This is a genomic window from Streptomyces sp. NPDC002868, from assembly GCF_055563295.1.
In genome coordinates, this window is the sequence record NZ_JBVHDR010000012.1 from 74697 (window position 1) to 97679 (window position 22983).

The following is a 22983-nucleotide window of genomic DNA, read 5'->3' on the forward strand; positions in this document are numbered from 1 at the left end:
AAGGGAGCAGGGGAGGTCAGGCGCCGATGAGCTTGGCGAACTTCTCTTCGTACGCCGTCTCTTCCTTGGAGGAGAGCGAGCGGAAAGAGTGGGACTTGGCCGCCATGGCCTCGTCCGGGATGATCAGCGGGTTCTTGGCCAGCTCCGGGTCGATCTTCGCGAGCTCCGGGCCGACTCCGGCGACCGGGGTCACGTAGTTGATGTACGCGGCGAGCTGGGCTGCGACGGGCAGCTCGTAGTAGTAGTCGATCAGCCGGGTGGCGTTCTTCTGGTGCCGGGCATGCGCCGGGACCAGCAGATTGTCGGTGGCCGTCATGTAGCCGGCGGCCGGGATCGAGAACTTGATGTCCGGGTTGTCGACCTGGAGCTGGATGAGGTCACCGGCCCAGGCGACGCAGGCGGCGATGTCGCCCTTGTCGAGGTCCGAGGTGTAGTCGTTACCGGTGAAGCGGCGAATCTGCTTCTTGTCGACGCCCTTCTGGAGCCGGTTGATTGCGGCGTCGTAGTCGGCGTCGTTGACCTTGGCGGGGTCCTTGCCCATGTCGAGCAGGGTCAGGCCGACCGTGTCCCGCATCTCGGTGAGGAAGCTGACCCGGCCCTTGAGGGTGGGGTCGTCCAGCAGCTGGGTGACGGAGTCGACCTTGCGGCCGCCGGTCGCCTTGACGTTGTAGGCGATGACGGCCGGAATTCCGGTCCAGGGATAGGAGTAGGCGCGCCCCGGGTCCCAGTCCGGGCTGCGGAACTGGGGCGAGAGGTTGGCGTACGCGTGCGGGAGGAGCGACGCATCGAGCTTCTGCACCCAGCCGAGCCGGATCATCCGGGCGGCCAGCCAGTCGGTCACATTGATCAGGTCGCGGCCGGTGTCCTGGCCCGCCGCAAGCTGCGGCTGGATCTTCCCGAAGAACTCGACGTTGTCGTTGATGTCCTCGGTGTACTTGACCTTGATCCCGGTGCGCTTGGTGAATTCCACCAGAGTGGGACGGCTCTTCTCGTCCTCGCTGATGTCCATGTACTCGGTCCAGTTGGAGAAGTTGATCTGCTTCTCCTGGTCCGAGTGGTCGTCCGAGGCGGCCGCTCCGGCCTCCCGCTTGGCGGGCGGGATTCCGCAGCCGCTCAATATGCCGGCGCCGCCGACCGCAAGCGCGCCGACGCCCGACGCGCGCAACAGTGAACGGCGGGAGAGTGCGCCTCGCCCGTTCGCCAAGCTGCGTCGCACGGCGGCCAGTTGGGCCGCGGAGAGACGGTCCGGCTCGTTGTGCTCCATGCGCTGTGCCCTTTCGGGATGGTGGCCGCTGGTCGGGCGGCCGCGCGGCGGTGGCCGCAAACGGATGCTGAGCTATCGGTCCCCGAAGATCGTGCGGTGCCAGTCCTTCCTGACCACCGCCGTGTTGTCGTACATCACGTGCTTGACCTGCGTGTACTCCTCGAAGGAGTACACCGACATGTCCTTTCCGAAGCCGGAGGCCTTGTATCCGCCGTGCGGCATCTCGCTGATGATCGGAATGTGGTCGTTGATCCAGACGCACCCGGCCTTGATCTCCCGGGTGGCGCGGTTCGCGCGGAACACGTCGCGGCTCCAGGCGGAGGCGGCGAGGCCGTAGGGGGTGTCGTTGGCGAGCGCGATGCCTTCGTCGTCGGAGTCGAAGGGGAGGACGACGAGGACCGGGCCGAAGATCTCGGACTGGACGATCTCGCTGTCCTGGGCGGCGCCTGCGACGAGGGTGGGGCGGTAGTACGCGCCGCTCGACAGCTCTCCCTGGGGCGCTTCGCCGCCGGTGACGACGGTGGCGTACGCGCGAGCCCGGTCGACGAAGCCCGCGACGCGGTCGCGCTGGAGATGCGAGACGAGCGGGCCGAGGTCGGTGGCGGGGTCGAGAGGGTCGCCGAGGCGGACGGTGGCCATCAGGTCGGCGACGCCGCTGACGAAGGCGTCGTACAGGGACCGCTGGACATAGGCGCGGGTGGCGGCCGTGCAGTCCTGGCCGGAGTTGATGAGCGAGCCCGCGACCGCGCCGTGGACCGCGGCCTCCAGGTCGGCGTCGTCGAAGACGACGAAGGGGGCCTTGCCGCCCAGTTCGAGGTGGAGGCGCTTGACGGTGGCGGTGGCGATCTCGGCGACGCGCTTGCCGACGGGGGTGGAGCCGGTGAAGGAGGTCATGGCGACGTCCGGGTGTCCGACCAGATGCTCGCCCGCGTCCTTGCCCGCGCCGTTGACGACGTTGACGACGCCGTCGGGGATCCCGGCCTCCTTCGCCGCCTCGGCGAACATCAGCGAGGTGAGCGGGGTGATCTCGGCGGGCTTCAGCACGATGGTGTTGCCCGCGGCGATGGCCGGCAGGACCTTCCAGGCGGCCATCTGGAGCGGGTAGTTCCAAGGTGCGATGGAGCCGACGACGCCGATCGGCTCCCGGCGTACGTACGAGGTGTGGTCGCCGCTGTACTCGCCGGCCGACTGCCCCTGGAGATGACGGGCCGCGCCGGCGAAGAAGGCGGTGTTGTCGACGGTGCCCGGGACGTCGAACTCGGTGGTGAGCTTGATCGGTTTGCCGCACTGCAGGGACTCGGCGTACGCGAGGTCGGGGGCCTGGTCCGCGAGGACGGACGCAAAGCTGTGCAGTGCGTCGGAGCGCTCGCCCGGGGTGGCGCCCGCCCAGCCGGGGAAGGCCCTGCGGGCGGCGTCGACGGCCGCGTCGACGTCGGCGGCCCCTGCCAGTTCATAGCTGTGGACCGTCTCGCCGGTGGCGGGGTTCACGATGTTCTGTTTGCGTCCTGAGGTGCCGGGCCGCAGCCGCCCGCCGATGAACTGTGCACCGTCCGCATAGCGGTCCTGCACCTGGAAGCGGTTGCCCATGACGCTCTCCGTAGTTCCAGATCGAATTGAGTGCCGATCCTGGCAGAGCACCGGCTCTCCAACAAGTGATTCCGTTGTTGCCTTTTGGTTACGCGACGGAATCAGTCGACCATGTGTCGCGTCGGTCCGGCAATACCCGTACGGAGTGTCAGTGGTGGATGCCAGACTCGCGTGCATGGGGATGGAGGAGCTGATCGAGCAGGTCAGCAGCAACAGGCGAATCAAGTATCTGTTTTTCTGGGGGCATGCGCCGCGCCGGGACGGATCGATCGGCGCAAGCTGTCTGAGCCAGTGGTGGCCGTCACCCTTCGTGGTCGACGGCGTTCGGTACGCCACGGCGGAGCACTGGATGATGGCGGGAAAGGCGCGGCTCTTCGGGGACGCGGAGGCCGAGCGGCAGGCGCTCGATGCGGGCAGTCCGGCGGCGGCCAAGCGGGCCGGGCGGCTGGTGCGCGGTTTCGACGACGCGATATGGGAGCGCGAGCGGTCCGCGATTGTGCGCGCGGGCAGTGTGCACAAGTTCGGTCAGAATGCCGAGCTGCGCGATTTTCTGCTGGCCACGGGGGACAGGGTGCTCGTCGAGGCCAGCCCGCTTGACCGGGTGTGGGGCATCGGGCTGGCCTCGGACGACGCGCGGGCCCAGGATCCCGCGCTCTGGCGCGGGCTCAATCTGCTGGGGTTCGCGCTGATGGAGGCGCGTGAGGAGTTGCGGGGCCGGTCCGGCTAACGCCTGACGCCGTCGATCACGAGAGAGTTGGAGTAGTCGTCGTAGACGTTGTCCTTGTCCCGCTCCTCGTTGATCGCCCTATTGATCCCCCAAGCCATCACACCGACGATGATGAGGCCGATGACGATTCCGACAGAGCCGAGGATGATGCCGGCCAGAGCCATTCCGCTGTTGGTCGCCTCGCCCCGCTGGGCGCGCTTCCTGCCGAGGATGCCGAAGATCAGGGCGAGCACACCCAGGATGATCCCGACGACCCCGTACAGACAGAACAGACAGACGGAGAGGATGCCGAGCACCATCGCGGTGGTGCCCATGCCGTTCGCCGGGGCGGACTGCCACGCGGTCTGGCCGTAGTTCTGATAACCCGGGTATCCGGGGTAGCCACCGTAGGGATCACCCACGCCCGGGCCCACGCCGGGGCCGGGCTGCGGGGCGCTCGGGGCGGCGGGGTAGCCGTACGGTCCGGCGGCGGGCTGTGCCGGTCCGCCCGGGGCTATCGGAGGAGGCGGTACGGCACCCGCGTCGGCAGTGAGCCCGGTACTGGGCATCGACGTCACCGTCGGCTGGTCGTGCACGGGCGCCACCGGCGGCGTCGGGGCGGCGGGCTTGTGCAGCGGCACCTTGTTCTGTGCCGCGCTGCTCTCCGGAGGAGCCCAGGGATCGCGGTCGCGGGGCTCGGGCCCGCCCGGCGGCTGGGCCTGGTTGTCAGACATGGTTCTCCCCCATCGTGGTTCGGTCATGCTACGGGCTGCGGCCCGCGCTCGACCCAGGCCCCCCTACGATGATCCCTGACCCGAACGGTGGCCCCCGACCCGAACAGCCGGTCGCACCGCCCTCGCACCCCGCCCTCGCGCACCTTGGTGCTTATCCCATCGCCCGTGGAGGACCCCGATGACCGATCTGCACCCCTTCATCGCGGGGCTTCCCAAGGCCGAGCTGCATGTGCACCATGTCGGCTCCGCCTCCCCGCGCATCGTTGCCGAGCTGGCCGCCCGCCACCCCGACTCCAAGGTCCCCACCGACCCCGAGGCGCTCGCCGACTACTTCTCCTTCACCGACTTCGCGCACTTCATCGAGGTCTATCTGTCGGTCGTGGACCTGATCCGCACACCGGAGGACGTACGGCTGCTCACCTTCGAGGTGGCCCGCGACATGGCCCGGCAGAACATCCGCTACGCCGAGCTGACCGTCACGCCGTTCAGCTCGACCCGCCGCGGCATCGACGAGTACGCCTTCATGGCAGCGATCGAGGACGCCCGCAAGGCTGCCGAGGCCGAGCTCGGCGTCGTACTGCGCTGGTGCTTCGACATCCCGGGCGAGGCCGGTCTCGAGGCCGCGGAGGAGACCGCGCGGCTCTCGGTGGACCTGCGCCCCGACGGCCTGGTCTCCTTCGGGCTCGGCGGCCCGGAGATCGGAGTGCCGCGGCCGCAGTTCAAGCCGTACTTCGACCGCGCGATCGCGGCCGGCCTGCACTCCGTGCCGCACGCCGGCGAGACGACAGGGCCGCAGACGATCTGGGACGCGCTGAACGACCTGCGCGCCGAGCGCATCGGCCACGGCACCAGCGCGACACAGGACCCGAAGCTGCTCGCCCACCTCGCGGAGCACCGGATTCCGCTGGAGGTGTGCCCCACCTCGAACCTCGCGACCCGCGCGGTCCGCGACCTGGACGAGCACCCGGTCAAGGAGATGGTGGACGCCGGAGTGCTGGTGACCATCAACAGCGACGACCCGCCGATGTTCGGCAGCGACCTCAACAACGAGTACGCGGTCGCCGCCAGGCTGCTTCAGCTGGACGAGCGCGGACTGGCCGACCTCGCGAAGAACGCCGTGGAGGCGTCCTTCCTTGATCCGGCCGGCAAGGCGCGGATCGTGGCGGAGATCGACGCGTACACCGCCGCATGGCCCGCCCGCTGACCGGCCCCGACAATGGGCCCATGCGCACCGTCAGTGTCGTGGGCCATCGTGGCGATCCGTACCGCGTCCGTGAGAACACCCTGCCCTCGCTCCGCTCGGCGATCGAACGGGGCGCGGACGCGGTGGAGATCGATGTACGCCTCACCCGTGACGGCGTGCCCATGCTGCTGCACGACGACTCGCTGAAACGGCTGTGGGGTCACGACCGGCCACTCGCGAAGCTCACCCGGGCCGAGGTCGACGAGCTGACCCTCGGCGGAGTGCCCACGCTGCGCGAGGCGCTGCTCGCGGTCGGCGCGCACCGCGTGATGATCGATCTGCCCGGGGCCTCGGAGGAGTCGGTGCGGACGGTGGTCGGCACCGTCCGCGAATCCGGCGCGGGCGAGCGGGTGTACTACTGCGCGGGCCCGGTCACCATGCTCGCGGTGCGGGCCACCGACTCCGCGGCCGAGATCGCGATGACATGGACGACTCTTGCGCCGCCGCGTCCCGCGCTGCTCGACGCGGTGGGGCCGCGCTGGCTCAACTACCGTTTCGGGCTGCTCGGTCAGGAGCTGACGGACCGCATCCACCGGGACGGGCTGCTGGTCTCCGCCTGGACGGTGGACACCCGGCGCACCATGCGCCGGCTGATGAAGTACGGCGTCGACGCGATCACCACCAACCGCGTGGACACGCTGCACTCCACGGTCCGGCCGAACTCCCCTGGCGGCAGGCCGTCTTGATCCGTCCGGCATGATGGCCCTGACGCAGCCGGCCGAGGAGCGACACGTGACCGACAGGATCCGCACCGACGTAGCGCACAACGCCAGGGTCTGGAACCACTGGCTGGGCGGCAAGGACAACTATCCGGTCGACCGCGCGGTGGGCGACCACGTCACCGGGCTGTACCCGAGCATCGGCGAAGTGGCGCGCGCGGACCGGGCGTTCCTGGGCCGCGCGGTCACACACCTCGTGAGTGAGGCGGGGGTACGCCAGTTCCTGGACATCGGCACCGGTCTGCCCACGGTCGAGAACACCCATGAAGTCGCCCAGCGCATCGCGCCCGACGCCCGGATCGTGTACGTCGACAACGACCCGATAGTGCTGGCGCACGCGCGCGCCCTGCTCACCAGCTCTCCCGCAGGCGCGACCGAGTATCTGGACGCGGATGCGCACGACCCGGAGTCGATCGTCAGCTCGGTCGAGGCGACACTGGATCTGAAGCGGCCGGTGGCGGTGATGATGCTCGGCATCCTGAACTTCGTGATGGATACCGACGAGGCGCGGTCGATCGTGCGCAGGCTGATGGAGGCGGTGCCGTCCGGCAGCTATCTCGTACTCACGCATCCGACGCTGGAGCTGGGCGGCGAGGGCAACTCCGAGGCGATGGCGTTCTGGAACGAGAACGCGACACCGCCGATCACCGCGCGCAGCCGCGCGGAGTTCGCCTCGTTCTGCGAGGGCCTCGACCTGCTGGAGCCGGGCATCGTGTCGTGCGCACGCTGGCGGCACGACCCGGCGACCGGCGCCGAGCCGGTACAGGTGGCGCAGTTCGGCGCGGTCGCCCGCAAGCCGTAGCTGCGAGCGGCGGCGTCGCCCTCGGCGGCGTGCGGGGCCCGGGCCGCGAACAGTCCATGTGCGACAGGCGAGTTCATGGTCGCGGGCCTGCTACAGGCCGACGATGGAGTTCCACCGCTCGGCGAACTCCGTGCGCTCCTCGGATGTGATGTCCCTCGCGATCGCCAGGCGCTTGCGCATCTCGTCGTCGGGGAAGATCAGCGGGTCTTCGGCAAGAGCGGCCGTCTCCTCGTCCTTGAACGAGGCCAGGACGTCACGGGCGGCCGGCACCGGGCAGACGTAGTTGACCCAGGCCGCGAGCGCGGCGGCGACCTCCGGCTCGTAGTAGTGGTCCACGAGCGCCTCGGCATTGCGCTTGTGGCGGGCGAGGTTGGGGATCATCAGGCTTTCCGCCCACAGCTCCGCGCCCTCCTGCGGCACGACGAACTCGATGTCCGGGTTGTCGGCCTGGAGCTGGATGACATCGCCGGAGTACGCCTGGCAGGCCAGCACGTCGCCGGTGGAGAGGTCCTTGATGTAGTCGTTGCCGGTGAAGCGCCTGATGTGCTTCGCCTTCACCAGCCGCTCCACCTGCTCGCACACGGTGTGGAAGTCGTCGGCGGTCCAGCGGGTGACATCGACGCCGTTGCCCTGCATAAGCAGCGCGAAGGATTCATCGAGGCCGGACAGCAGCGTGACCTTGCCGCGCAGGTCGTCCGCCCACAGGTCATCGGTGTGCTGGATCTCGCGGCCGAGCCTCCTGCGGTTGTACGCGATGCCGGTGATCCCGGACTGCCAGGGGACGCTGTGCAGCCGCCCGTCGTCGAAGGCGGGTGAACGCAGCTGCGGGTCGAGGTACTTGGCGACGTTCGGCTGCTTGGCGCGGGCCATCTCCTGCACCCAGCCGAGCCGTACGAAGCGGGCGGCCATCCAGTCGCTGACCACGATCAGATCCCGGCCGGTCTCCTGATGGTTCATCAGCGCGGGGCTGATCTTCCCGAAGAACTCGTCGTTGTCGTTGATCTCCTCGGTGTATCGGACGGAGATCCCGGTGCGTTCGGTGAAGGCGTTGAGGGTGGGGCGCTCGGAGGTGTCCTCGTAGTCCGTGTCGACGTACAGCGGCCAGTTGGCGAAGTCGACGCTCCGGTCGCGCTCGGAGTCGTCGCGCCGTGCGCGCTCTGAGGGCTTCACGTACGCCGCGGGCACCCCGCATCCGGTGAGCGCGGCGCCGGCGGCGAAGCCGAACAGCAGGGACCGCCGTGACATGGGGTTCATCCGGATCGCTGGCACGTCCGAAGAATGGCGGGCGGGAGCTACGCGCAGCAATGGACGCTGCGTCGATCGGTACGTGCTTCGGGCGGCCACTCTGTCGATCATGGACATGTGTCTATACTTACTGGACACCTGTCCAAGAAGTTGAGGTCAATGATGAACACAACGGCACATGTCCTGGTCGGCCTCGTGGCCGCGCTCCACGCGTACATCCTGGTTCTGGAGATGTTCCTGTGGCAGCGCAAGCCGGGCCGCGGCCTCTCCGGCTTCGACTCGGAGATGGCCCGCGCGACGGCCCCCCTCGCCGCGAACCAGGGCCTGTACAACGGCTTTCTGGCGGCGGGCCTGGTCTGGGGCCTGATCGCCGCGGACCCGACGGGGTACCGCGCGCAGGTCTTCTTCCTCAGCTGCGTGGTGATCGCGGGCCTGTACGGCGGCTTCACCGCGAACCGGCGCATCCTGGTGGCTCAGGCGCTGCCGGGGGCGCTGGCACTGGCGGCGGTCCTGGTGGCCGGATGAGCACGAGCTCCACCGGCGACCCGCGCGCGGAGCGCACCCGGGCCAGGCTGCGCGAGGCGCTGCTGGAGGAGTGCGCGGAACAGCCGCTGGAAGAGGTGAGCGTCGCGGCCCTGGTGCGCAGGGCGGGCCTGGGCCGGGCCACGTTCTATCTGCACTACCCGGACCTGCAGGCGCTGGCGGTCGACGCCTGCGCGGAGGTGGTACGAGACGCGGTGGAGGCCCTCCACGCCTGGCGCGGCACCCCCGACCCGAGCGCTCCCCCGCCCGCCCTGACGGCCTTCTTCACCGGGCTGGCCCCGCATGCCGCGCTCTACCGCACCCTGCTGCGCGAGGGTGGCAGCGGCCCGCTGGGCGACCTGCTCCACCGCGAGCTGCGCGAACGCAGCCGCAAGGAACGCGAGTTGGCGGGTGCACCGGCCCCGGACCTGATCGCCTCGGCGGTGGCATCGGCGTTCGCGGGCGTCCTGGCGGACTGGCTGCACGGCACGATCGCCGCGACGCCGGAAGACATGGCCGCCCAGGTCTGGCGCCTCCTGGTGACGCTCCACCGCACGCCAACGAGCTGAGCGGCAGGGAGTCCGGGCGAGGCCGGCGCCGCGGGGCGCCCAGGCGTCCGGCGGCGCAGCCCGCGGTTTTCGGGAAGGGGCGGGATGGGGGAAGCCCCCACCCCGCCCCCGAGAACTACGCGTTCAGCGACGTCATCACGTGCTTGATCCGCGTGTAGTCGTCGAACCCGTACGCCGACAGGTCCTTCCCGTACCCCGACTTCTTGAAGCCGCCGTGCGGCATCTCCGCCACCAGCGGGATGTGCGTGTTGATCCACACACACCCGAAGTCCAGCGCCTTGGACATCCTCATCGCCCGCGCGTGGTCCTTCGTCCACACCGACGACGCCAGCGCGAACTCCACGCCGTTCGCCCACTCGAGCGCCTGCTTCTCGTCCGAGAAGGACTGGACCGTGATGACCGGACCGAAGACCTCGTTCTGGATGATCTCGTCGTCCTGCTTCAGGCCGGAGACGACCGTCGCCGCATAGAAGTAGCCCTTCTCGCCGACCCGGTGGCCACCCGCCTCGACCTTCGCGTGCGCCGGCAGCCGGTCGATGAAGCCCGAGACCTGGGCCAGCTGGTTCGCGTTGTTCAGCGGGCCGTACAGCACGTCCTCGTCGTCCGGCATGCCCGTCTTCGTGTCCGCCGCCGCCTTCGCCAGCGCCGAGACGAACTCGTCGTGGATCGACTCGTGCACCAGGACGCGCGTCGCGGCCGTACAGTCCTGGCCCGCGTTGAAGTAGCCCGCCACTGAGATGTCCTCGACGGCCTTGGCGATGTCGGTGTCCTCGAAGACGACGACCGGCGCCTTGCCGCCCAGCTCCAGGTGGACGCGCTTGACGTCCTTGGCCGCGGACGCGGCGACCTGCATGCCCGCCCGTACGGAACCGGTGATGGACGCCATCGCCGGGGTCGGGTGCTCGACCATCGCGCGGCCGGTCTCCCGGTCACCGCAGATGACGTTGAAGACGCCCTTGGGCACGATCGAGCCGATGATCTCGGCGATCAGGACCGTCGACGCGGGCGTCGTGTCGGACGGCTTGATGACGACGGTGTTGCCCGCCGCCAGCGCCGGCGCGAACTTCCAGACGGCCATCATCATCGGGTAGTTCCACGGCGCGACCTGCGCGCAGACGCCGACCGGCTCACGCCGGACGATGGAGGTGAAGCCCTCCATGTACTCGCCGGCCGACCGGCCCTCCAGCATCCGCGCCGCGCCCGCGAAGAAGCGGATCTGGTCCACCATCGGCGGGATCTCTTCGGTGCGGGTGAGCTCGAGCGGCTTGCCGGTGTTCTCCGATTCGGCCGCGATCAGGTCCTCGGCCCGCTCCTCGAAGGCGTCTGCGATCTTCAGCAGGACCTTCTGGCGCTCGGCCGGGGTGGTGTCGCGCCAGCCCGGGAAGGCGGCCGCGGCAGCGTCCATGGCGGCGTCGACGTCTGCCTGCCCGGAGAGCGGCGACGTGGCGTACACGTCACCGGTGGCCGGGTTGACGACCTCGATTGTCCGCCCGTCGGCGGCGTCCCGGAACTCCCCGTTGATGTAGTTGCGCAGACGACGCAGCTCGGTGGTCACTGTTGCCACCCCTCCTGTCAGATGTCCGATGGGTGAGACCTCCACCCTAATCTCCTACGTGACGCTTTCGACAGCCCCAACCCCCCGCAACTTCGGATTCGGTGAAATTGCGGCCCCAGAACAACGAATATCATCGCTCAGGGCTTGCGGGACAGACGAGTCGCAGTGCAGAGTGAGCTCGTGGCCAGTCGTAACGCAGACTCCAGGAACGGCAGCGGATCATCTCCGACGATCGATGCCGTCTCCCTCGCAATCATCGAACAGCTCCAGGAGGACGGGCGTCGTCCGTACGCCGCCATCGGCAAGGCCGTGGGCCTGTCCGAAGCGGCCGTCCGGCAGCGCGTCCAGAAGCTGCTCGACCAGGGCGTGATGCAGATCGTCGCCGTCACGGACCCACTCACCGTGGGCCTGCGACGCCAGGCGATGGTCGGCATCACGGTCGAGGGCGACGTCGACCCGGTGGCCGATGCGCTCACAGCCATGGCCGAGTGCGAGTACGTGGTGATGACCGCGGGCTCGTTCGACCTCATGGTGGAGATCGTCTGCGAGGACGACGACCACCTGCTCGAAGTGATCAACAAGCGGATACGCGCGCTCCCCGGCGTGCGCACCACCGAGAGCTTCGTCTACCTCAAGCTCAAGAAGCAGACCTATATGTGGGGAACCCGATAGCCGTGAGCAAGGACCTCTCCAAAGCCGCCTACGACCACCTGTGGATGCACTTCACCCGCATGTCGTCGTACGAGAACGCACCCGTCCCCACCATCGTGCGTGGTGAGGGCACCTACATCTACGACGACAAGGGCAAGCGCTACCTCGACGGCCTCGCCGGCCTCTTCGTGGTCAACGCCGGCCACGGCCGCGTAGAGCTCGCCGAGACCGCGTACAAGCAGGCGCAGGAGCTCGCCTTCTTCCCGGTGTGGTCCTACGCCCACCCGAAGGCCGTCGAGCTCGCCGAGCGGCTGGCGCACCACGCCCCCGGCGACCTCAACAAGGTCTTCTTCACCACCGGCGGCGGCGAGGCTGTCGAGACCGCCTGGAAGCTGGCGAAGCAGTACTTCAAGCTGCAGGGCAAGTACACCAAGTACAAGGTCATCTCGCGTGCGGTCGCCTACCACGGCACCCCGCAGGGCGCCCTGTCCATCACCGGTCTGCCCGCGCTCAAGGCCCCCTTCGAGCCGCTGGTCCCCGGCGCTCACAAGGTGCCGAACACCAACATCTACCGCGCGCCGATCCACGGCGACGACCCGGAGGCCTTCGGCCGCTGGGCCGCCGACCAGATCGAGCAGCAGATCCTCTTCGAGGGCCCCGAGACGGTCGCGGCGGTCTTCCTGGAGCCGGTACAGAACGCCGGTGGCTGCTTCCCGCCGCCGCCCGGGTACTTCCAGCGGGTCCGTGAGATCTGCGACCAGTACGACGTGCTGCTCGTGTCGGACGAGGTCATCTGTGCCTTCGGCCGACTCGGCACGACGTTCGCCTGCGACAAGTTCGGCTACGTACCGGACATGATCACCTGCGCCAAGGGCATGACCTCGGGCTACTCCCCGATCGGCGCGTGCATCATCTCCGACCGCCTCGCCGAGCCGTTCTACAGGGGCGACAACACCTTCCTGCACGGCTACACCTTCGGCGGCCACCCGGTCTCCGCCGCGGTGGGCCTGGCCAACCTCGACATCTTCGAGCGCGAGGGCCTCAACCAGCACGTCCTGGACAACGAGGGCAACTTCCTGTCCACGCTGCAGAAGCTGCACGACCTGCCGATCGTCGGCGACGTACGCGGAAACGGCTTCTTCTACGGCATCGAGCTGGTGAAGGACAAGGTCACCAAGGAGTCCTTCACGGACGAGGAGACCGAGCGCGTGCTCTACGGCTTCCTCTCCAAGGCGCTGTACGAGAACGGTCTGTACTGCCGGGCCGACGACCGCGGTGACCCGGTCGTGCAGCTGGCGCCGCCGCTGATCGCCGACCAGTCGACGTTCGACGAGATCGAGCAGATTCTGCGCACGGTCCTCACGGAGGCCTGGACGAAGCTCTGACCTTTGGTCGCTTACGGCAAACGGCCCGGGGCACCCGGCATCTCATTCGGCCATCCGAGTGGGATGGGGTGCACCCGGGCCGCGTGCTTCCCGATACGCCGGTTCTGAATCCATACCGTGCCGAGTGACCGATCGGCCCTGTCTTCGTTCCCCCGTACGGGGGAGGAGAAATCTGATCAGAACCGAGGTGTACGCCATGGTGGCCCCGCCGGACAACGATGTGCTCTGGGCACGTTCCCTGCACCACTCCCACAGCGGCTCGCCCGCGCTCGTCGGCGTTTCGCTGGGTGTGCGCGAGGGCGAGATCCTCGCCGTGTACGGCCCGCGCGGCAGCGGAAAGACCACGCTGCTGCGGTGCCTGTCCGGCCAACTCGTCGCCGACAAGGGCGAAGTGTGGTTCAACAGCTCCCCCGTGCACACGCTGACCCCGCTGCTGCGCGAGCGGCTCCGGCGCAACCGGTTCGGCTGGATCGACCCCGAGCCGACGCTGGTCCCAGAGCTGACGGCGTGGGAGAACGCGGCCCTGCCGCAGCTGCTGCGCGGCGCGTCGCACCGCAAGGCGAAGGCCGCGGCGATGGAGTGGCTGGAGCGGCTCGACATCGGCGCGTGCGCCCGGCTACGGCCGCATGCGCTGCTGCAGGCGCAGCGGCAGCGGGTCGCCACGGCACGGGCGCTGGTCAGCACGCCACTGGTGGTGTTCGCCGACGAGCCGACGGCGACGCTGCACCGCGCGGACGGGACGGGGGTGCTGCGTACGTTGATGGCCGCGGCCCGCTCGCACCGGATCACCGTCGTGCTCGCCACGCACGACCCGGAGGTGGCAACGCGCGCGGACCGCTCGGTCACGCTCGTGGACGGCCGGCGCGTCAATTCGCTCGCGACCGCCGACGCGGAAGGCCGAGCCGAGTGCTCGCTCTCCGTCTAGCCCGCGGTACGCACCCTCTCGTCCTGCTGCGCCGGCTGATGGTGGCGGCGGCGTCGGCGGGTGTGGGCTTCCTGCTGCTGTGCACGCTGACGTACGCGCTGTCCCATCCCACCGACTCGGGCACATCGGGGCTACGGCTGCTCTGGTGCCTGATCCCGCTCGCGGCGACGGTGCACTTCGCGGTGGCGGTGGCGCGTACGGATCCGAGTACGCGGCCCAGGCCCGGCCTCTCGGCGGTCGGCCTGGGGCCCGCCAGGCTCACCGCGCTGGCCGCTGTCTCCACTGCCGTCTCGGGCACGCTCGGCAGCATGCTCGCTCTACTCATCTTCCTTCATCTGCGGGGCGATCTGACGGGGCTGCCGTTCGACGGGGCGACGGCCGAGCTGCTGGCCGCGGACCAGCCGCTGCCGCTGGCGGCCGCGCTGACGCTCCTCGCGCTGGTGCCGCTGCTGGCCTCGGTCGCCGCGGCACTGTCCCTGCGCCCGCGCCGGGTGCCCCCGCCGCCGGACGCGGCGTCCTCCGCGCCGACCGAGCTGCCGTGGGGCGTCGCGCTGATGGCCATCGGCATGGCCGTCGAGACGTACGCGGGCCGCGGTGGCGCCGGCTCACCGCTCCCCGTCCCGGGCGAGATCGACGGCAACCCGGCCGGCGTTCTCGTCGGCTGGACCCTCACCGCCCTGGGCCTGGCCCTGGCGGGCCCGGGCATCACCCACTTCAGCGGCCGGCTCCTCCAGTCGCTGCGCCCGGGCGCGACCCGTCTGCTGGCGGGCCGCATCCTGATGGAGGAATCCCGCCGCATCGGCCGCCCTCTCGGCGTGGTCTGCGCGGTCGCCTCTGCGGCGATCGAGGCCGCCACGCTGTACGGCGGTACGGCCGAGCAGCCCATCGGCCTCCTGACGGGCCTGGGCACGGCACTGGTGATGACGTGCACGACGGCGACACTGCTGGTCTCGGCCCTGGAGGCAAGGCAGACCCGCGCCACGAACACGGACTCCCTCCGCAGCATGGGCATCCCCGCGACGGTCCTGCGCAACGCAACCGCTCTGCGCGCGGCGGCACTTCTGGCGGTCTTCGCCCCCCTGACGTGGGCGGTGACGGCCCTGGCAGCGGTCCCGTTCTCAAACTGAGCGCGCGGTGAGCAGCAGCCAGCCGTACACCGCCCGCGGGGAAAAGACCCGCCCCGCGCCGCCCCACCCGCAGGGCCTATCGTGGCCGCATGGTGCATGGACACGGACCGCAAGCCCACAGCCACGACCGCGAGATAGAGACCCTCGAGGAGTTCGACCACGTCGTCGCCCACGGCTCACTCGTCGGTCACCGCGTCCAGTCCGTCGACCTGACAGACCGCACTTTCGCCCTGCTCTCCGCCGACACCACCGGCGCCGTCTTCCTCGGCTGCCCCATGCAGCCCGACGCCGCCGCCAAGGTCAGGGCCGACGGCGCGCTCGTCTTTCCGCCCGTCCCCGATCTGCCCTTCGACCCGTACCGCGGGCTCCTGTACTCCCCTGACGAGCTCTACGAAGGCCTCGCCGCCGGCGGCTACGAAGCCACCCCCGACGCCCTCGCCTACGACTGGTTCCAGCGGACCAAGGCCGACGGCGACATCTTCGCCTCCATGCTCCGGTCGATCCACGACGACGCGATCTCCGACGCTCTGGACGAACTCCTCGTCGGCGCCCGCGTCGTGGGCGTGATGGGCGGCCACGCGATGGCCCGGGGCACCGACGCGTACGCAGGCGCCGCCCGCCTCGGACAGGCCCTCGCGAGGGCCGGATTCACCGTCGCCACTGGCGGCGGACCGGGTGCGATGGAGGCCGCGAACCTCGGTGCGTACGCCGCCCCGCGCCCCGACGAGATGCTCGACGAGGCGCTCGAACTCCTCGCCAAGGCCCCCTCCTTCATCCCCTCGATCTCCGACTGGGCGGGCGCGGCCTTCGAGGTGCGGGACCGCTGGCCCGGCGGCGGTGACTCCGTCGGAATCCCCACCTGGTTCTACGGCCACGAGCCGCCGAACGCCTTCGCGGGCCACATCGGCAAGTACTTCGCCAACGCCACCCGCGAGGACGGCCTCCTCGCCCGCTCCAACGCCGGTGTGATCTTCCTGCCCGGCGCCGCCGGCACAGTCCAGGAGATTTTCGACAGCGCGACCCCGAACTACTACGAGTCCCGCGGCGAGCCGACCCCCATGGTCCTCGTCAACCGCACGCACTGGACGGAGCGGCTCCCCACCTGGCCGCTGCTCCAGTCCCTCGCGGCGGGCCGCTCGATGGAGTCCCGTATCGCGCTCGTCGACTCGGTCGACGAGGCGCCCGACGCGCTGCGCCGCCTCACCGGCCTCAGGTAAAGAGCGGCACGAAAGCAGAAGCAACTTCCGGCCCCAAACTCACGTCTGGCAGTTGGACTGACCCCACGTGAACGGAGCTCCTGGTGCTGATCGGCCTACTGACCGCTGTCGCGGCCTCGATCTGTTACGGCACGGGGTCGGTGCTGCAAGCCGTGGGATCCCGCAAGGCCGCCCGCCGCGAGGCGGCCGCGGCGGGCGTCACCCAGCACGGCGGACCGAGCCTGTCCTCCACGGCACAGGCCGCGATGACCTGGGAGTTCATCGTCGGCACGATCCTGGACTTCGTCGGCTTCGGCCTGGGCGCACTGGCCGCCCGTCTCCTCCCGCTATTCCTCTCGCAGACCGTGATCAGCGCGAATCTGGTGATCACGGCGGTGCTGAGCGTGAAGCTGCTGGGCATCAAGCTGAACCGCGCCGAGTGGACCTCCATCGCCGTCGTCTGCTCGGCCCTGGTGTTGCTGGCCACGGCCGCGGGCCCGGAGGGCAGCGGCCACACCCCGATCGCGACCCACTGGTGGCTGCTGGCGATCTCGCTGCTGCTGATGGTCGGCGGCACCGTCGTCGTACGCCTCCTCGGCGCGCGCGCCGCGATCCTGGCGGGTCTGCTGTCCGGCCTCGGCTTCGGCGCGCTGGGCGTCGGCGTACGCGTCCTGAACGGCATCGACCCCTTCGATCTGGGCGCCCTGCTCTCGGACCCCGCGCTCTACGCGATCCTGGTGGCCGGGATCGGCGGCATGTATCTGCACACCGTCGCACTGCAGATCGGCTCGGTGAACGGCGCGACCGCGGCGCTGGTCGTGGGCGAGACCGTACTGCCGGGCATGATCGGCGTGCTGTGGCTGGGCGACTCGTCCCGCCCCGGCTTCGCCTGGATGGCGATTCTCGGCTTCGTACTGGCGGTGGCGGGCGCGGTCGCGGTGGCCTGGTTCGGCGCGCCAGAGGCCCATGGCACGGAGCCGCAGCCGACGGACTCGCACCCCGATGAGCTGATCTCCGTCCCCTAGCCGCCCCGTCCATTACCCGGCGGGGTGATCGGCGATTCCCGCAGCGAGCAGCAAGTGCTCACCCGGCCGGGTCCAGTACCACCACATCGGCGGCGGCGAAGACGACCCCCACCTCGGCCCCTTCATCCGGCGCGTCCCGCAGCGAGCATTCCGCCTCCAGCGGCGGCCCGTCACAGGGCCGCAGCTGTACGGCGACGTGGTTGCCCCGGAACGTACGCCCCTCGACCGTGCAGGGCAGCCCGTCCGAGGCGTCGGCCAGCCGCACCCCGGCGGGCCGGACCAGCACCTTGCACTCGCCCTGCGGCGAACCCTCCGGCACCGGGATCTTGCCCCACACCGTGTCGGCGGCGGCACCGCCCACCGTCGCCGGCACCACATTGTCGAAGCCGAGGAAGCGGGCCACGAACTCGGAGGCGGGCCGCTCCCAGACCTCCAGCGGCGTGCCCGCCTGGGCGATCCGTCCGTCCCGCATGACGACGACGCGGTCGGCGAGCGCGAAGGCCTCGCCCTGGTCGTGGGTGACGGCGAGCACGGTGGTGCCCAACCGACCGAACAGCCCGCGCAGTTCGACGACGAGACGCTCCCGCAGCCCGCGGTCCAGCTGGCCGAGCGGCTCGTCCAGCATCAGCAGCCGGGGCTCCGGCGCGAGCGCACGGGCCAGCGCCACCCGCTGCTGCTCCCCGCCGGACAGCGAGGCAACGGCCCGGCGCTGCGCGGCCGGCAGCCCGACGAGCTCCAGCAACTCGTCGACGCGGCGGGCCTGTTCGGCCCGGCCGCTGCCGTGCATCCGCAGCCCGAAGGCGACGTTGCCGCCCACGTCGCGCTGCGGGAAGAGCTGGTGGTCCTGGAACATCAGGCCCACACCGCGCCGGTGCACCGGCACCCCGGCCTGGTCCGCGCCGGACAGCAGCACCCGCCCGGCGTCGGCGGTCTGCAGCCCGGCGACGATCCGCAGCAGCGTTGACTTACCGCTGCCGCTCGGCCCCAGCACGCAGACGATCTCGTGCTCGGCGACCTCCAGATCCACCGAGTCGAGCGCCGCCCGCGCCCCGAACCGTACGGTCACGCCCTCAAGCCGCAGCAACGCCATCAGAACTCTCCGGAGGTCTTGTCGGTACGGATGCGTTCGAGGAGCAGCAGCGCCGCCGCGCACACCACCATCAAGATCGTGCTCAGCGCCATCGCCTGCCCGTAGTTGAGCTCACCGGGCCGGCCGAGAAGCCGGGCCACGGCCACCGGCAGCGTCGGATTGTCGGGCCTGGCGATGAACACGGTCGCCCCGAACTCGCCGAGCGACACGGCGCATGCGAACCCCGCGGCGATCAGCAGCGCCCGCCGCACCAACGGCAGGTCCACCTCCCGCCACACACGCAGCGGGGACGCGCCGAGCACCGCCGCGGCCTCGCGCAGTCGCTCGTCCACCGCTCGCAGCACCGGCAGCATGATGCGTACGACGAAGGGCACTGCGACCAGCGCTTGGGCGAGGGGCACCAAAATCCACGACCCGCGCAGATCGAGCGGCGGCTTGTCGAGGGTAATGAGGAACCCGAAGCCGACGGTCACCGCGGAGACGCCGAGCGGCAGCATCAGCAGCGCGTCGAAGCCGCGCACCAGCCGGCCGGCCTTCCGGGTGAGCGCGGCCGCGGCGAGGCCGCCGACGGTGAGCGCGATGGCGGTCGCGACGAATGCGTAACTCAACGAGTTCCACACGGCGTCGATGGGCGGCACGAGGAAGGCCCCACCGCTCGCATCGCTGGAGGCGAGCGCCCGGTAGTAGCCGAAGCCATAGCCTCCGGGACCGTCGAAGGAGCGCTCGACCAGGACGCCGAGCGGGGCCAGGACCAGCAGCAGGATCGTGGCGAGCACCGCGCCGAGCAGCACCCACTGCCCCGCGCCACTCGGTCGGCGCGCGGTCTGCGCCGGGTCCACCAGCTTCAGCGCGGTCTCCCGCCGCCGTACCGTCCGCGCGTGCACGGCGAGGATCGCGCCGACCGCGGCGAACTGCAGCAGCGTGAGCACCGCCGCCGTGGGCAGATCCAGCAGTTGAGCCGTCTGACGGTAGATCTCCACCTCAAGTGTGGAGAAGGCCGGCCCGCCGAGGATCAGTACGACGCCGAAGGAGCTGAAGGTGAACAGAAAGACCATCAGGGCGGCCGCCGCCACGGCGGGCGCGAGCGCGGACAGCGTCACCCGCCGCCAGGCCGCGAACCGCCCGGCGCCCAGGACTCGCGCGGCCTCCTCCTGACGCGGGTCGAGTTGCGACCACAGTCCGCCCACGGTCCGTACGACCACCGCGTAGTTGAAGAAGACATGGGCGAGCAGGATCGCCCAGACGGTCGTGTCGAACCTGACGCCCCACAGCTCGTCGAGCAGCCCGCCGCGCCCCAGCAGCGCCAGGAACGCCGTCCCTACGACGACGGTCGGCAGCACGAACGGAACGGTGACCACCGCCCGCAGCAGCCGCTTCCCGGGAAAGTCGAGGCGGGCGAAGACGTACGCGCCGGGCAACGCGATCAGGAGGGTGAGCGCAGTGGAGGCGAGCGCCTGCCAGATGGTGAACCACAGCACCTGCTGAATGTCGGAACGGCCCAGCACCTCGCCGATCCGCCCGAACTGCCATACCCCGTCGATCTCCAGACCGCGGCCCACGATCGCGACGACGGGATAGGCGAAGAAGACCGCGAAGAACGCGACGGGCCCGGCCATCAGCCCGAGCCGCGCCGCATTCCCGCGGACGGACCTGCCTACTTCAGCACGAGCGAGGACCACGACTGGACCCACTGCTCACGGTTCTTGGCGATCTTGTCAGGCGCGACGGTCTCCGGCTTGTCGACGACCGCGCCGAACTTGGTGAACAGCTCGGGCAGCTTCGCGTCCTTCACCACCGGGTTCACGAACATGTTCAGCGGCATGTCCTCCTGGAACTTCTTGGAGACCAGGAAGTCCAGCAGGGCCTTGCCGCCCGCCTCGTTCTTCGCACCGTCGAGAAGACCCGCGAACTCCGTCTGGCGGAAGCAGGTTCCGGTCGCGACGCCGGTGGGCGCCTCGGTCGGCTGCGGCTTGGCGAAGAGCACCTCGGCGGGCGGGCTGGACGCGTATGAGACGACCAGCGGCCGGTCCGCCTCGGCCTTCTTGCCACCGGCCGAACCGGAGAACTCCTCGTTGTACGCCTGCTCCCAGCCGTCGACGACCTTGACGCCGTTGGCCTTCAGCTTCTTCCAGTAGTCCTGCCAGCCTTCGTCGCCGTACTTACCGACGCTGCCGAGGAGGAAGCCGAGACCGGGCGACGAGGTCGCGGCATTCTCGGTGACGAGGAGGTTCTTGTACTCGGGCTTGATCAGGTCGTCGAAGGACTGCGGGGGCGCGAGCTTCTTGTCGGCGAAGTACTTCTTGTCGTAGTTGACGCAGATGTCGCCGGTGTCGACGGGCGTGACGCGGTGTTTGTCCTTGTCGAGCTGCGCCTCGTCGGACACCTGGCCGAGGCCCTTGGCGACGTACGGCGTGAACAGGTCGTTGTCGAGCGCCCGCGAGAGCAGGGTGTTGTCGACGCCGAAGAAGACATCGCCCTGCGGGGAGCCCTTGGTGAGGATCTCCTTGTTGAGGGCCGCGCCCGCGTCACCGCTCTTGAGCACCTTGACCGTGTAGCCGGTCTCCTGGGTGAACTCCTTCAGCACGGCCGGGGAGGCGGCGAAGGAGTCATGGCTGACGAGCGTCACGGTCTTGGACTCCGAGCCGCCGGAGGAGGAGTCCTTGGACTCCCCGCCGCAGGCCGCGAGGGTCGAGATGCCGAGAGCGGCGGCGACGGCGGTAACCGTCAACTTCTTGGTGGTGCTCACTGAAATTCCTCCTGGAGTGACCAGGAAGAGACGCGGCCCTGCTCACAAAGTGAGCAGGGCGCAACAGCTTGAGTGGTGACCGAACTTCCTACCCAGAATGACCTGGGCAAGGTTCAGAGGGTCTGCGACCGCTGTGCTGTTTCATAGCGGTGGTCGCACTCTCAGCGCTGTGGCGCTCCCCTGTCGGAATATGTAAATGTTCGAGCCAAGATTACCGCTCGGAGGCCGCGAGCTGTCCGCACGCTCCGTCGATCTCCTGGCCACGGGTGTCGCGGACGGTGACGGGCACGCCATGGGCCGCGATGGCCTCCACGAACGCCTTCTCGTCCTCCGGGCGGGAGGCCGTCCACTTCGATCCCGGCGTCGGGTTGAGCGGGATCAGGTTCACATGGACCCGCTTGCCCTTGAGGAGGCGGCCCAGCAGGTCGCCCCGCCACGCCTGGTCGTTGATGTCCCTGATCAGTGCGTACTCGATGGAGATGCGGCGGCCCGACTTCTCCGCGTACTCCCAGGCGGCGTCCAGCACCTCCCGTACCTTCCAGCGGGTGTTGACCGGGACCAGGGTGTCGCGCAGCTCGTCGTCCGGCGCGTGCAGCGAGACGGCGAGACGGCACTTGAAGCCCTCGTCGGCGAAGCGCAGCATGGCGGGAACCAGGCCGACGGTCGACACGGTGATGCCGCGCTGCGAGAGCCCGAGCCCGTCCGGCTCGGGGTCGGTGAGGCGGCGGATGGAGCCGACGACCCGCTTGTAGTTGGCGAGCGGCTCACCCATACCCATGAAGACGATGTTGGACAGCCGCGCCGGGCCTCCCCCAGAGCCTTCGGCCTGGGAGGTACCCCCAGGCACCTCACCGTCACGCAGGGCGCGCATGCCGTCGACGATCTGGTGCACGATCTCGGCGGTCGACAGATTGCGGTCGAGCCCCGCCTGCCCGGTGGCGCAGAAGGGGCAGTTCATCCCGCAGCCGGCCTGCGACGAAATGCACATCGTCACCCGGTCCGGGTAGCGCATCAGGACGGATTCGACGAGCGTGCCGTCGTGCAGCCGCCACAGCGTCTTGCGGGTGGTGTCGTCGTCGCACGAGATGTGCCGGACGACCGACATCAGATCGGGCAGCAACTCGGACGCGAGCTTCTCTCGCGCGGCGGCGGGGATGTCGGTCCACTGGGTGGGGTCGTGGGCGTACCGCGCGAAGTAGTGCTGCGAGAGCTGCTTGGCGCGGAACGGCTTTTCGCCGATCGCGGCGACGGCGTCCTTGCGCTCGGCGGGCGTGAGGTCGGCAAGGTGCCGCGGGGGCTTCTTGGCTCCGCGGGGCGCGACGAAAGTGAGTTCTCCGGGCTTGGGCATGGTGCTATCAGTGTCGCAGACCGAATCTCGTGACCTGCGGCCGTTGCCGCCCGGGGTGGGCATTGACGGTCGTTGTTGGTCACTGCTGGGCACCCTCGGACGGCCCACAGACGGCCCAGCCGAAGGGCGTTCTGGCTGGCCAGCACGCCAACGGGCAGCGCCGGCGTTACCGCTGAAGCCGTCGACCACAACATGGCGAACCTCTCCCCCGCTGGTCTCTCTGTCGAAACCGGGCCGCCGGGACCTAGACTCGAACGTACGTCCGAGCCTGCGATCGCAGCAGGATTCATTGCCGAGCCCGGGGAGGGGGAAGCCTACTCGTCCGCCCGCGAGCACGGGATGCATGCCCTGCGGCACTTCTACGCCTCGGTGCTGGTGGACGCAGGAGAGAACGTCAAGGCCGTGAGCGAGTACGTGGGGCACTCCGACCCAGCCCTGACCCTGCCGGTGTACGCGCACCTCATGCACGAGTCGAGAACGAACGCGCAAGGTGGTCGACCGGGTGTTTTTGCGGGGTACAAGAGAGGCCGCCGACAATCCCTGA

20 protein-coding genes and 1 pseudogene are annotated in these 22983 nt (G+C 69.6%); 12 read left to right on the forward strand and 9 right to left on the reverse strand.

Annotated features, from left to right (window positions below):
- Positions 1–16: 16 nt before the first annotated feature.
- Positions 17–1264, reverse strand: a complete 1248-nt coding sequence (locus ACZ3H8_RS30440; RefSeq protein WP_467407386.1) for an ABC transporter substrate-binding protein — start codon at positions 1262–1264, stop codon at positions 17–19.
- Positions 1265–1336: 72 nt separating this feature from the next.
- Positions 1337–2851, reverse strand: coding sequence for a gamma-aminobutyraldehyde dehydrogenase (locus ACZ3H8_RS30445; protein WP_467407387.1), 1515 nt, complete (start codon positions 2849–2851; stop codon positions 1337–1339).
- Between the two features lie 175 nt (positions 2852–3026).
- On the opposite strand from ACZ3H8_RS30445, the gene ACZ3H8_RS30450 reads away from it, so the two are divergent.
- Positions 3027–3578 (forward strand): NADAR family protein, encoded by a 552-nt coding sequence (locus ACZ3H8_RS30450; protein ID WP_467407389.1) that lies wholly within the window; start codon positions 3027–3029, stop codon positions 3576–3578.
- Here ACZ3H8_RS30450 and ACZ3H8_RS30455 read toward each other — a convergent pair.
- Positions 3575–4291 (reverse strand): DUF4190 domain-containing protein, encoded by a 717-nt coding sequence (locus ACZ3H8_RS30455; protein WP_467407390.1) that lies wholly within the window; start codon positions 4289–4291, stop codon positions 3575–3577. The genes ACZ3H8_RS30450 and ACZ3H8_RS30455 overlap by 4 nt on opposite strands.
- A 178-nt stretch (positions 4292–4469) precedes the next feature.
- On the opposite strand from ACZ3H8_RS30455, the gene ACZ3H8_RS30460 reads away from it, so the two are divergent.
- From ACZ3H8_RS30460 to ACZ3H8_RS30470, 3 genes are read left to right on the forward strand one after another with little or no spacing between them, the layout of a single operon-like run.
- Positions 4470–5495: an adenosine deaminase gene (locus tag ACZ3H8_RS30460; RefSeq protein WP_467407392.1), complete on the forward strand. Its 1026-nt coding sequence runs from the start codon at positions 4470–4472 to the stop codon at positions 5493–5495.
- 20 nt (positions 5496–5515) lie between these two features.
- The gene (locus ACZ3H8_RS30465; protein ID WP_467407394.1) at positions 5516–6220 is read left to right on the forward strand and encodes a glycerophosphodiester phosphodiesterase; all 705 of its coding nucleotides are present in this window, start codon (positions 5516–5518) and stop codon (positions 6218–6220) included.
- A gap of 13 nt (positions 6221–6233) precedes the next feature.
- On the forward strand, positions 6234–7055 hold the full coding sequence (locus tag ACZ3H8_RS30470) for an SAM-dependent methyltransferase (protein WP_467407637.1): 822 nt from the start codon (positions 6234–6236) through the stop codon (positions 7053–7055).
- 90 nt (positions 7056–7145) lie between these two features.
- On the opposite strand, the gene ACZ3H8_RS30475 is transcribed toward ACZ3H8_RS30470, so the two are convergent.
- Positions 7146–8300 carry an ABC transporter substrate-binding protein gene (locus tag ACZ3H8_RS30475; RefSeq protein ID WP_467407395.1) on the reverse strand — a complete coding sequence of 385 codons (1155 nt, stop codon included), beginning with the start codon at positions 8298–8300 and terminating at the stop codon, positions 7146–7148.
- A gap of 162 nt (positions 8301–8462) precedes the next feature.
- Here ACZ3H8_RS30475 and ACZ3H8_RS30480 point away from each other — a divergent pair, with 162 nt between their 5' ends.
- Both ACZ3H8_RS30480 and ACZ3H8_RS30485 read left to right on the forward strand, forming a co-directional pair.
- Positions 8463–8825 (forward strand): DUF1304 domain-containing protein, encoded by a 363-nt coding sequence (locus ACZ3H8_RS30480; protein WP_467407639.1) that lies wholly within the window; start codon positions 8463–8465, stop codon positions 8823–8825.
- Complete coding sequence (locus ACZ3H8_RS30485) at positions 8822–9391, forward strand: TetR/AcrR family transcriptional regulator (RefSeq protein WP_467407397.1); 570 nt, start codon at positions 8822–8824, stop codon at positions 9389–9391. The genes ACZ3H8_RS30480 and ACZ3H8_RS30485 overlap by 4 nt, the downstream gene beginning before the upstream one ends.
- Positions 9392–9506: 115 nt before the next feature.
- Here ACZ3H8_RS30485 and ACZ3H8_RS30490 read toward each other — a convergent pair whose 3' ends face one another.
- On the reverse strand, positions 9507–10946 hold the full coding sequence (locus tag ACZ3H8_RS30490; RefSeq protein WP_467407640.1) for a gamma-aminobutyraldehyde dehydrogenase: 1440 nt from the start codon (positions 10944–10946) through the stop codon (positions 9507–9509).
- 180 nt (positions 10947–11126) lie between these two features.
- Here ACZ3H8_RS30490 and ACZ3H8_RS30495 point away from each other — a divergent pair, with 180 nt between their 5' ends.
- The 6 genes and pseudogenes from ACZ3H8_RS30495 to ACZ3H8_RS30520 all read left to right on the forward strand — a co-directional run bounded on the left by ACZ3H8_RS30495 (position 11127) and on the right by ACZ3H8_RS30520 (position 17255).
- Positions 11127–11618: an Lrp/AsnC family transcriptional regulator gene (locus ACZ3H8_RS30495; protein WP_398993017.1), complete on the forward strand. Its 492-nt coding sequence runs from the start codon at positions 11127–11129 to the stop codon at positions 11616–11618.
- Positions 11603–12982, forward strand: coding sequence for an aspartate aminotransferase family protein (locus ACZ3H8_RS30500; RefSeq protein WP_467407399.1), 1380 nt, complete (start codon positions 11603–11605; stop codon positions 12980–12982). Before ACZ3H8_RS30495 ends, ACZ3H8_RS30500 begins: the two co-directional genes overlap by 16 nt.
- 280 nt (positions 12983–13262) lie before the next feature.
- A pseudogene (locus ACZ3H8_RS30505) lies at positions 13263–13907 on the forward strand (ABC transporter ATP-binding protein); the annotation flags it as partial.
- On the forward strand, positions 13889–15034 hold the full coding sequence (locus tag ACZ3H8_RS30510) for a hypothetical protein (RefSeq protein WP_467407400.1): 1146 nt from the start codon (positions 13889–13891) through the stop codon (positions 15032–15034). The pseudogene ACZ3H8_RS30505 and the gene ACZ3H8_RS30510, both read left to right, overlap by 19 nt.
- An 89-nt stretch (positions 15035–15123) precedes the next feature.
- Complete coding sequence (locus tag ACZ3H8_RS30515) at positions 15124–16251, forward strand: LOG family protein (RefSeq protein ID WP_467407402.1); 1128 nt, start codon at positions 15124–15126, stop codon at positions 16249–16251.
- Positions 16252–16334: 83 nt separating this feature from the next.
- Positions 16335–17255: a DMT family protein gene (locus ACZ3H8_RS30520; protein ID WP_467407403.1), complete on the forward strand. Its 921-nt coding sequence runs from the start codon at positions 16335–16337 to the stop codon at positions 17253–17255.
- Positions 17256–17313: 58 nt separating this feature from the next.
- On the opposite strand, the gene ACZ3H8_RS30525 is transcribed toward ACZ3H8_RS30520, so the two are convergent.
- The 4 genes from ACZ3H8_RS30525 to rlmN all read right to left on the reverse strand — a co-directional run bounded on the left by ACZ3H8_RS30525 (position 17314) and on the right by rlmN (position 22439).
- Positions 17314–18345, reverse strand: coding sequence for an ABC transporter ATP-binding protein (locus tag ACZ3H8_RS30525; RefSeq protein WP_467407404.1), 1032 nt, complete (start codon positions 18343–18345; stop codon positions 17314–17316).
- Positions 18345–19961, reverse strand: coding sequence for an ABC transporter permease (locus tag ACZ3H8_RS30530; protein WP_467407406.1), 1617 nt, complete (start codon positions 19959–19961; stop codon positions 18345–18347). The genes ACZ3H8_RS30525 and ACZ3H8_RS30530 overlap by 1 nt, the downstream gene beginning before the upstream one ends.
- 38 nt (positions 19962–19999) lie before the next feature.
- Complete coding sequence (locus tag ACZ3H8_RS30535) at positions 20000–21091, reverse strand: thiamine ABC transporter substrate-binding protein (protein ID WP_467407407.1); 1092 nt, start codon at positions 21089–21091, stop codon at positions 20000–20002.
- Positions 21092–21302: 211 nt separating this feature from the next.
- Positions 21303–22439 carry a dual-specificity RNA methyltransferase RlmN gene (gene rlmN, locus ACZ3H8_RS30540; protein ID WP_467407409.1) on the reverse strand — a complete coding sequence of 379 codons (1137 nt, stop codon included), beginning with the start codon at positions 22437–22439 and terminating at the stop codon, positions 21303–21305.
- Positions 22440–22983 lie beyond the last annotated feature (544 nt).

Bases quoted from the DNA above. Each gene is read 5' to 3' on its own strand.
- ACZ3H8_RS30470 (WP_467407637.1), top strand. From the start codon at position 6,234: ATGGCCCTGACGCAGCCGGCCGAGGAGCGACACGTGACCGACAGGATC.
- ACZ3H8_RS30475 (WP_467407395.1), bottom strand. From the start codon at position 8,300: ATGTCACGGCGGTCCCTGCTGTTCGGCTTCGCCGCCGGCGCCGCGCTC.
- ACZ3H8_RS30525 (WP_467407404.1), bottom strand. From the start codon at position 18,345: ATGGCGTTGCTGCGGCTTGAGGGCGTGACCGTACGGTTCGGGGCGCGG.
- ACZ3H8_RS30515 (WP_467407402.1), top strand. From the start codon at position 15,124: ATGGTGCATGGACACGGACCGCAAGCCCACAGCCACGACCGCGAGATA.
- ACZ3H8_RS30530 (WP_467407406.1), bottom strand. From the start codon at position 19,961: ATGGCCGGGCCCGTCGCGTTCTTCGCGGTCTTCTTCGCCTATCCCGTC.
- ACZ3H8_RS30450 (WP_467407389.1), top strand. From the start codon at position 3,027: ATGGGGATGGAGGAGCTGATCGAGCAGGTCAGCAGCAACAGGCGAATC.
- rlmN (WP_467407409.1), bottom strand. From the start codon at position 22,439: ATGCCCAAGCCCGGAGAACTCACTTTCGTCGCGCCCCGCGGAGCCAAG.
- ACZ3H8_RS30465 (WP_467407394.1), top strand. From the start codon at position 5,516: ATGCGCACCGTCAGTGTCGTGGGCCATCGTGGCGATCCGTACCGCGTC.
- ACZ3H8_RS30485 (WP_467407397.1), top strand. From the start codon at position 8,822: ATGAGCACGAGCTCCACCGGCGACCCGCGCGCGGAGCGCACCCGGGCC.
- ACZ3H8_RS30445 (WP_467407387.1), bottom strand. From the start codon at position 2,851: ATGGGCAACCGCTTCCAGGTGCAGGACCGCTATGCGGACGGTGCACAG.
- ACZ3H8_RS30460 (WP_467407392.1), top strand. From the start codon at position 4,470: ATGACCGATCTGCACCCCTTCATCGCGGGGCTTCCCAAGGCCGAGCTG.
- ACZ3H8_RS30480 (WP_467407639.1), top strand. From the start codon at position 8,463: ATGAACACAACGGCACATGTCCTGGTCGGCCTCGTGGCCGCGCTCCAC.
- ACZ3H8_RS30440 (WP_467407386.1), bottom strand. From the start codon at position 1,264: ATGGAGCACAACGAGCCGGACCGTCTCTCCGCGGCCCAACTGGCCGCC.
- ACZ3H8_RS30455 (WP_467407390.1), bottom strand. From the start codon at position 4,291: ATGTCTGACAACCAGGCCCAGCCGCCGGGCGGGCCCGAGCCCCGCGAC.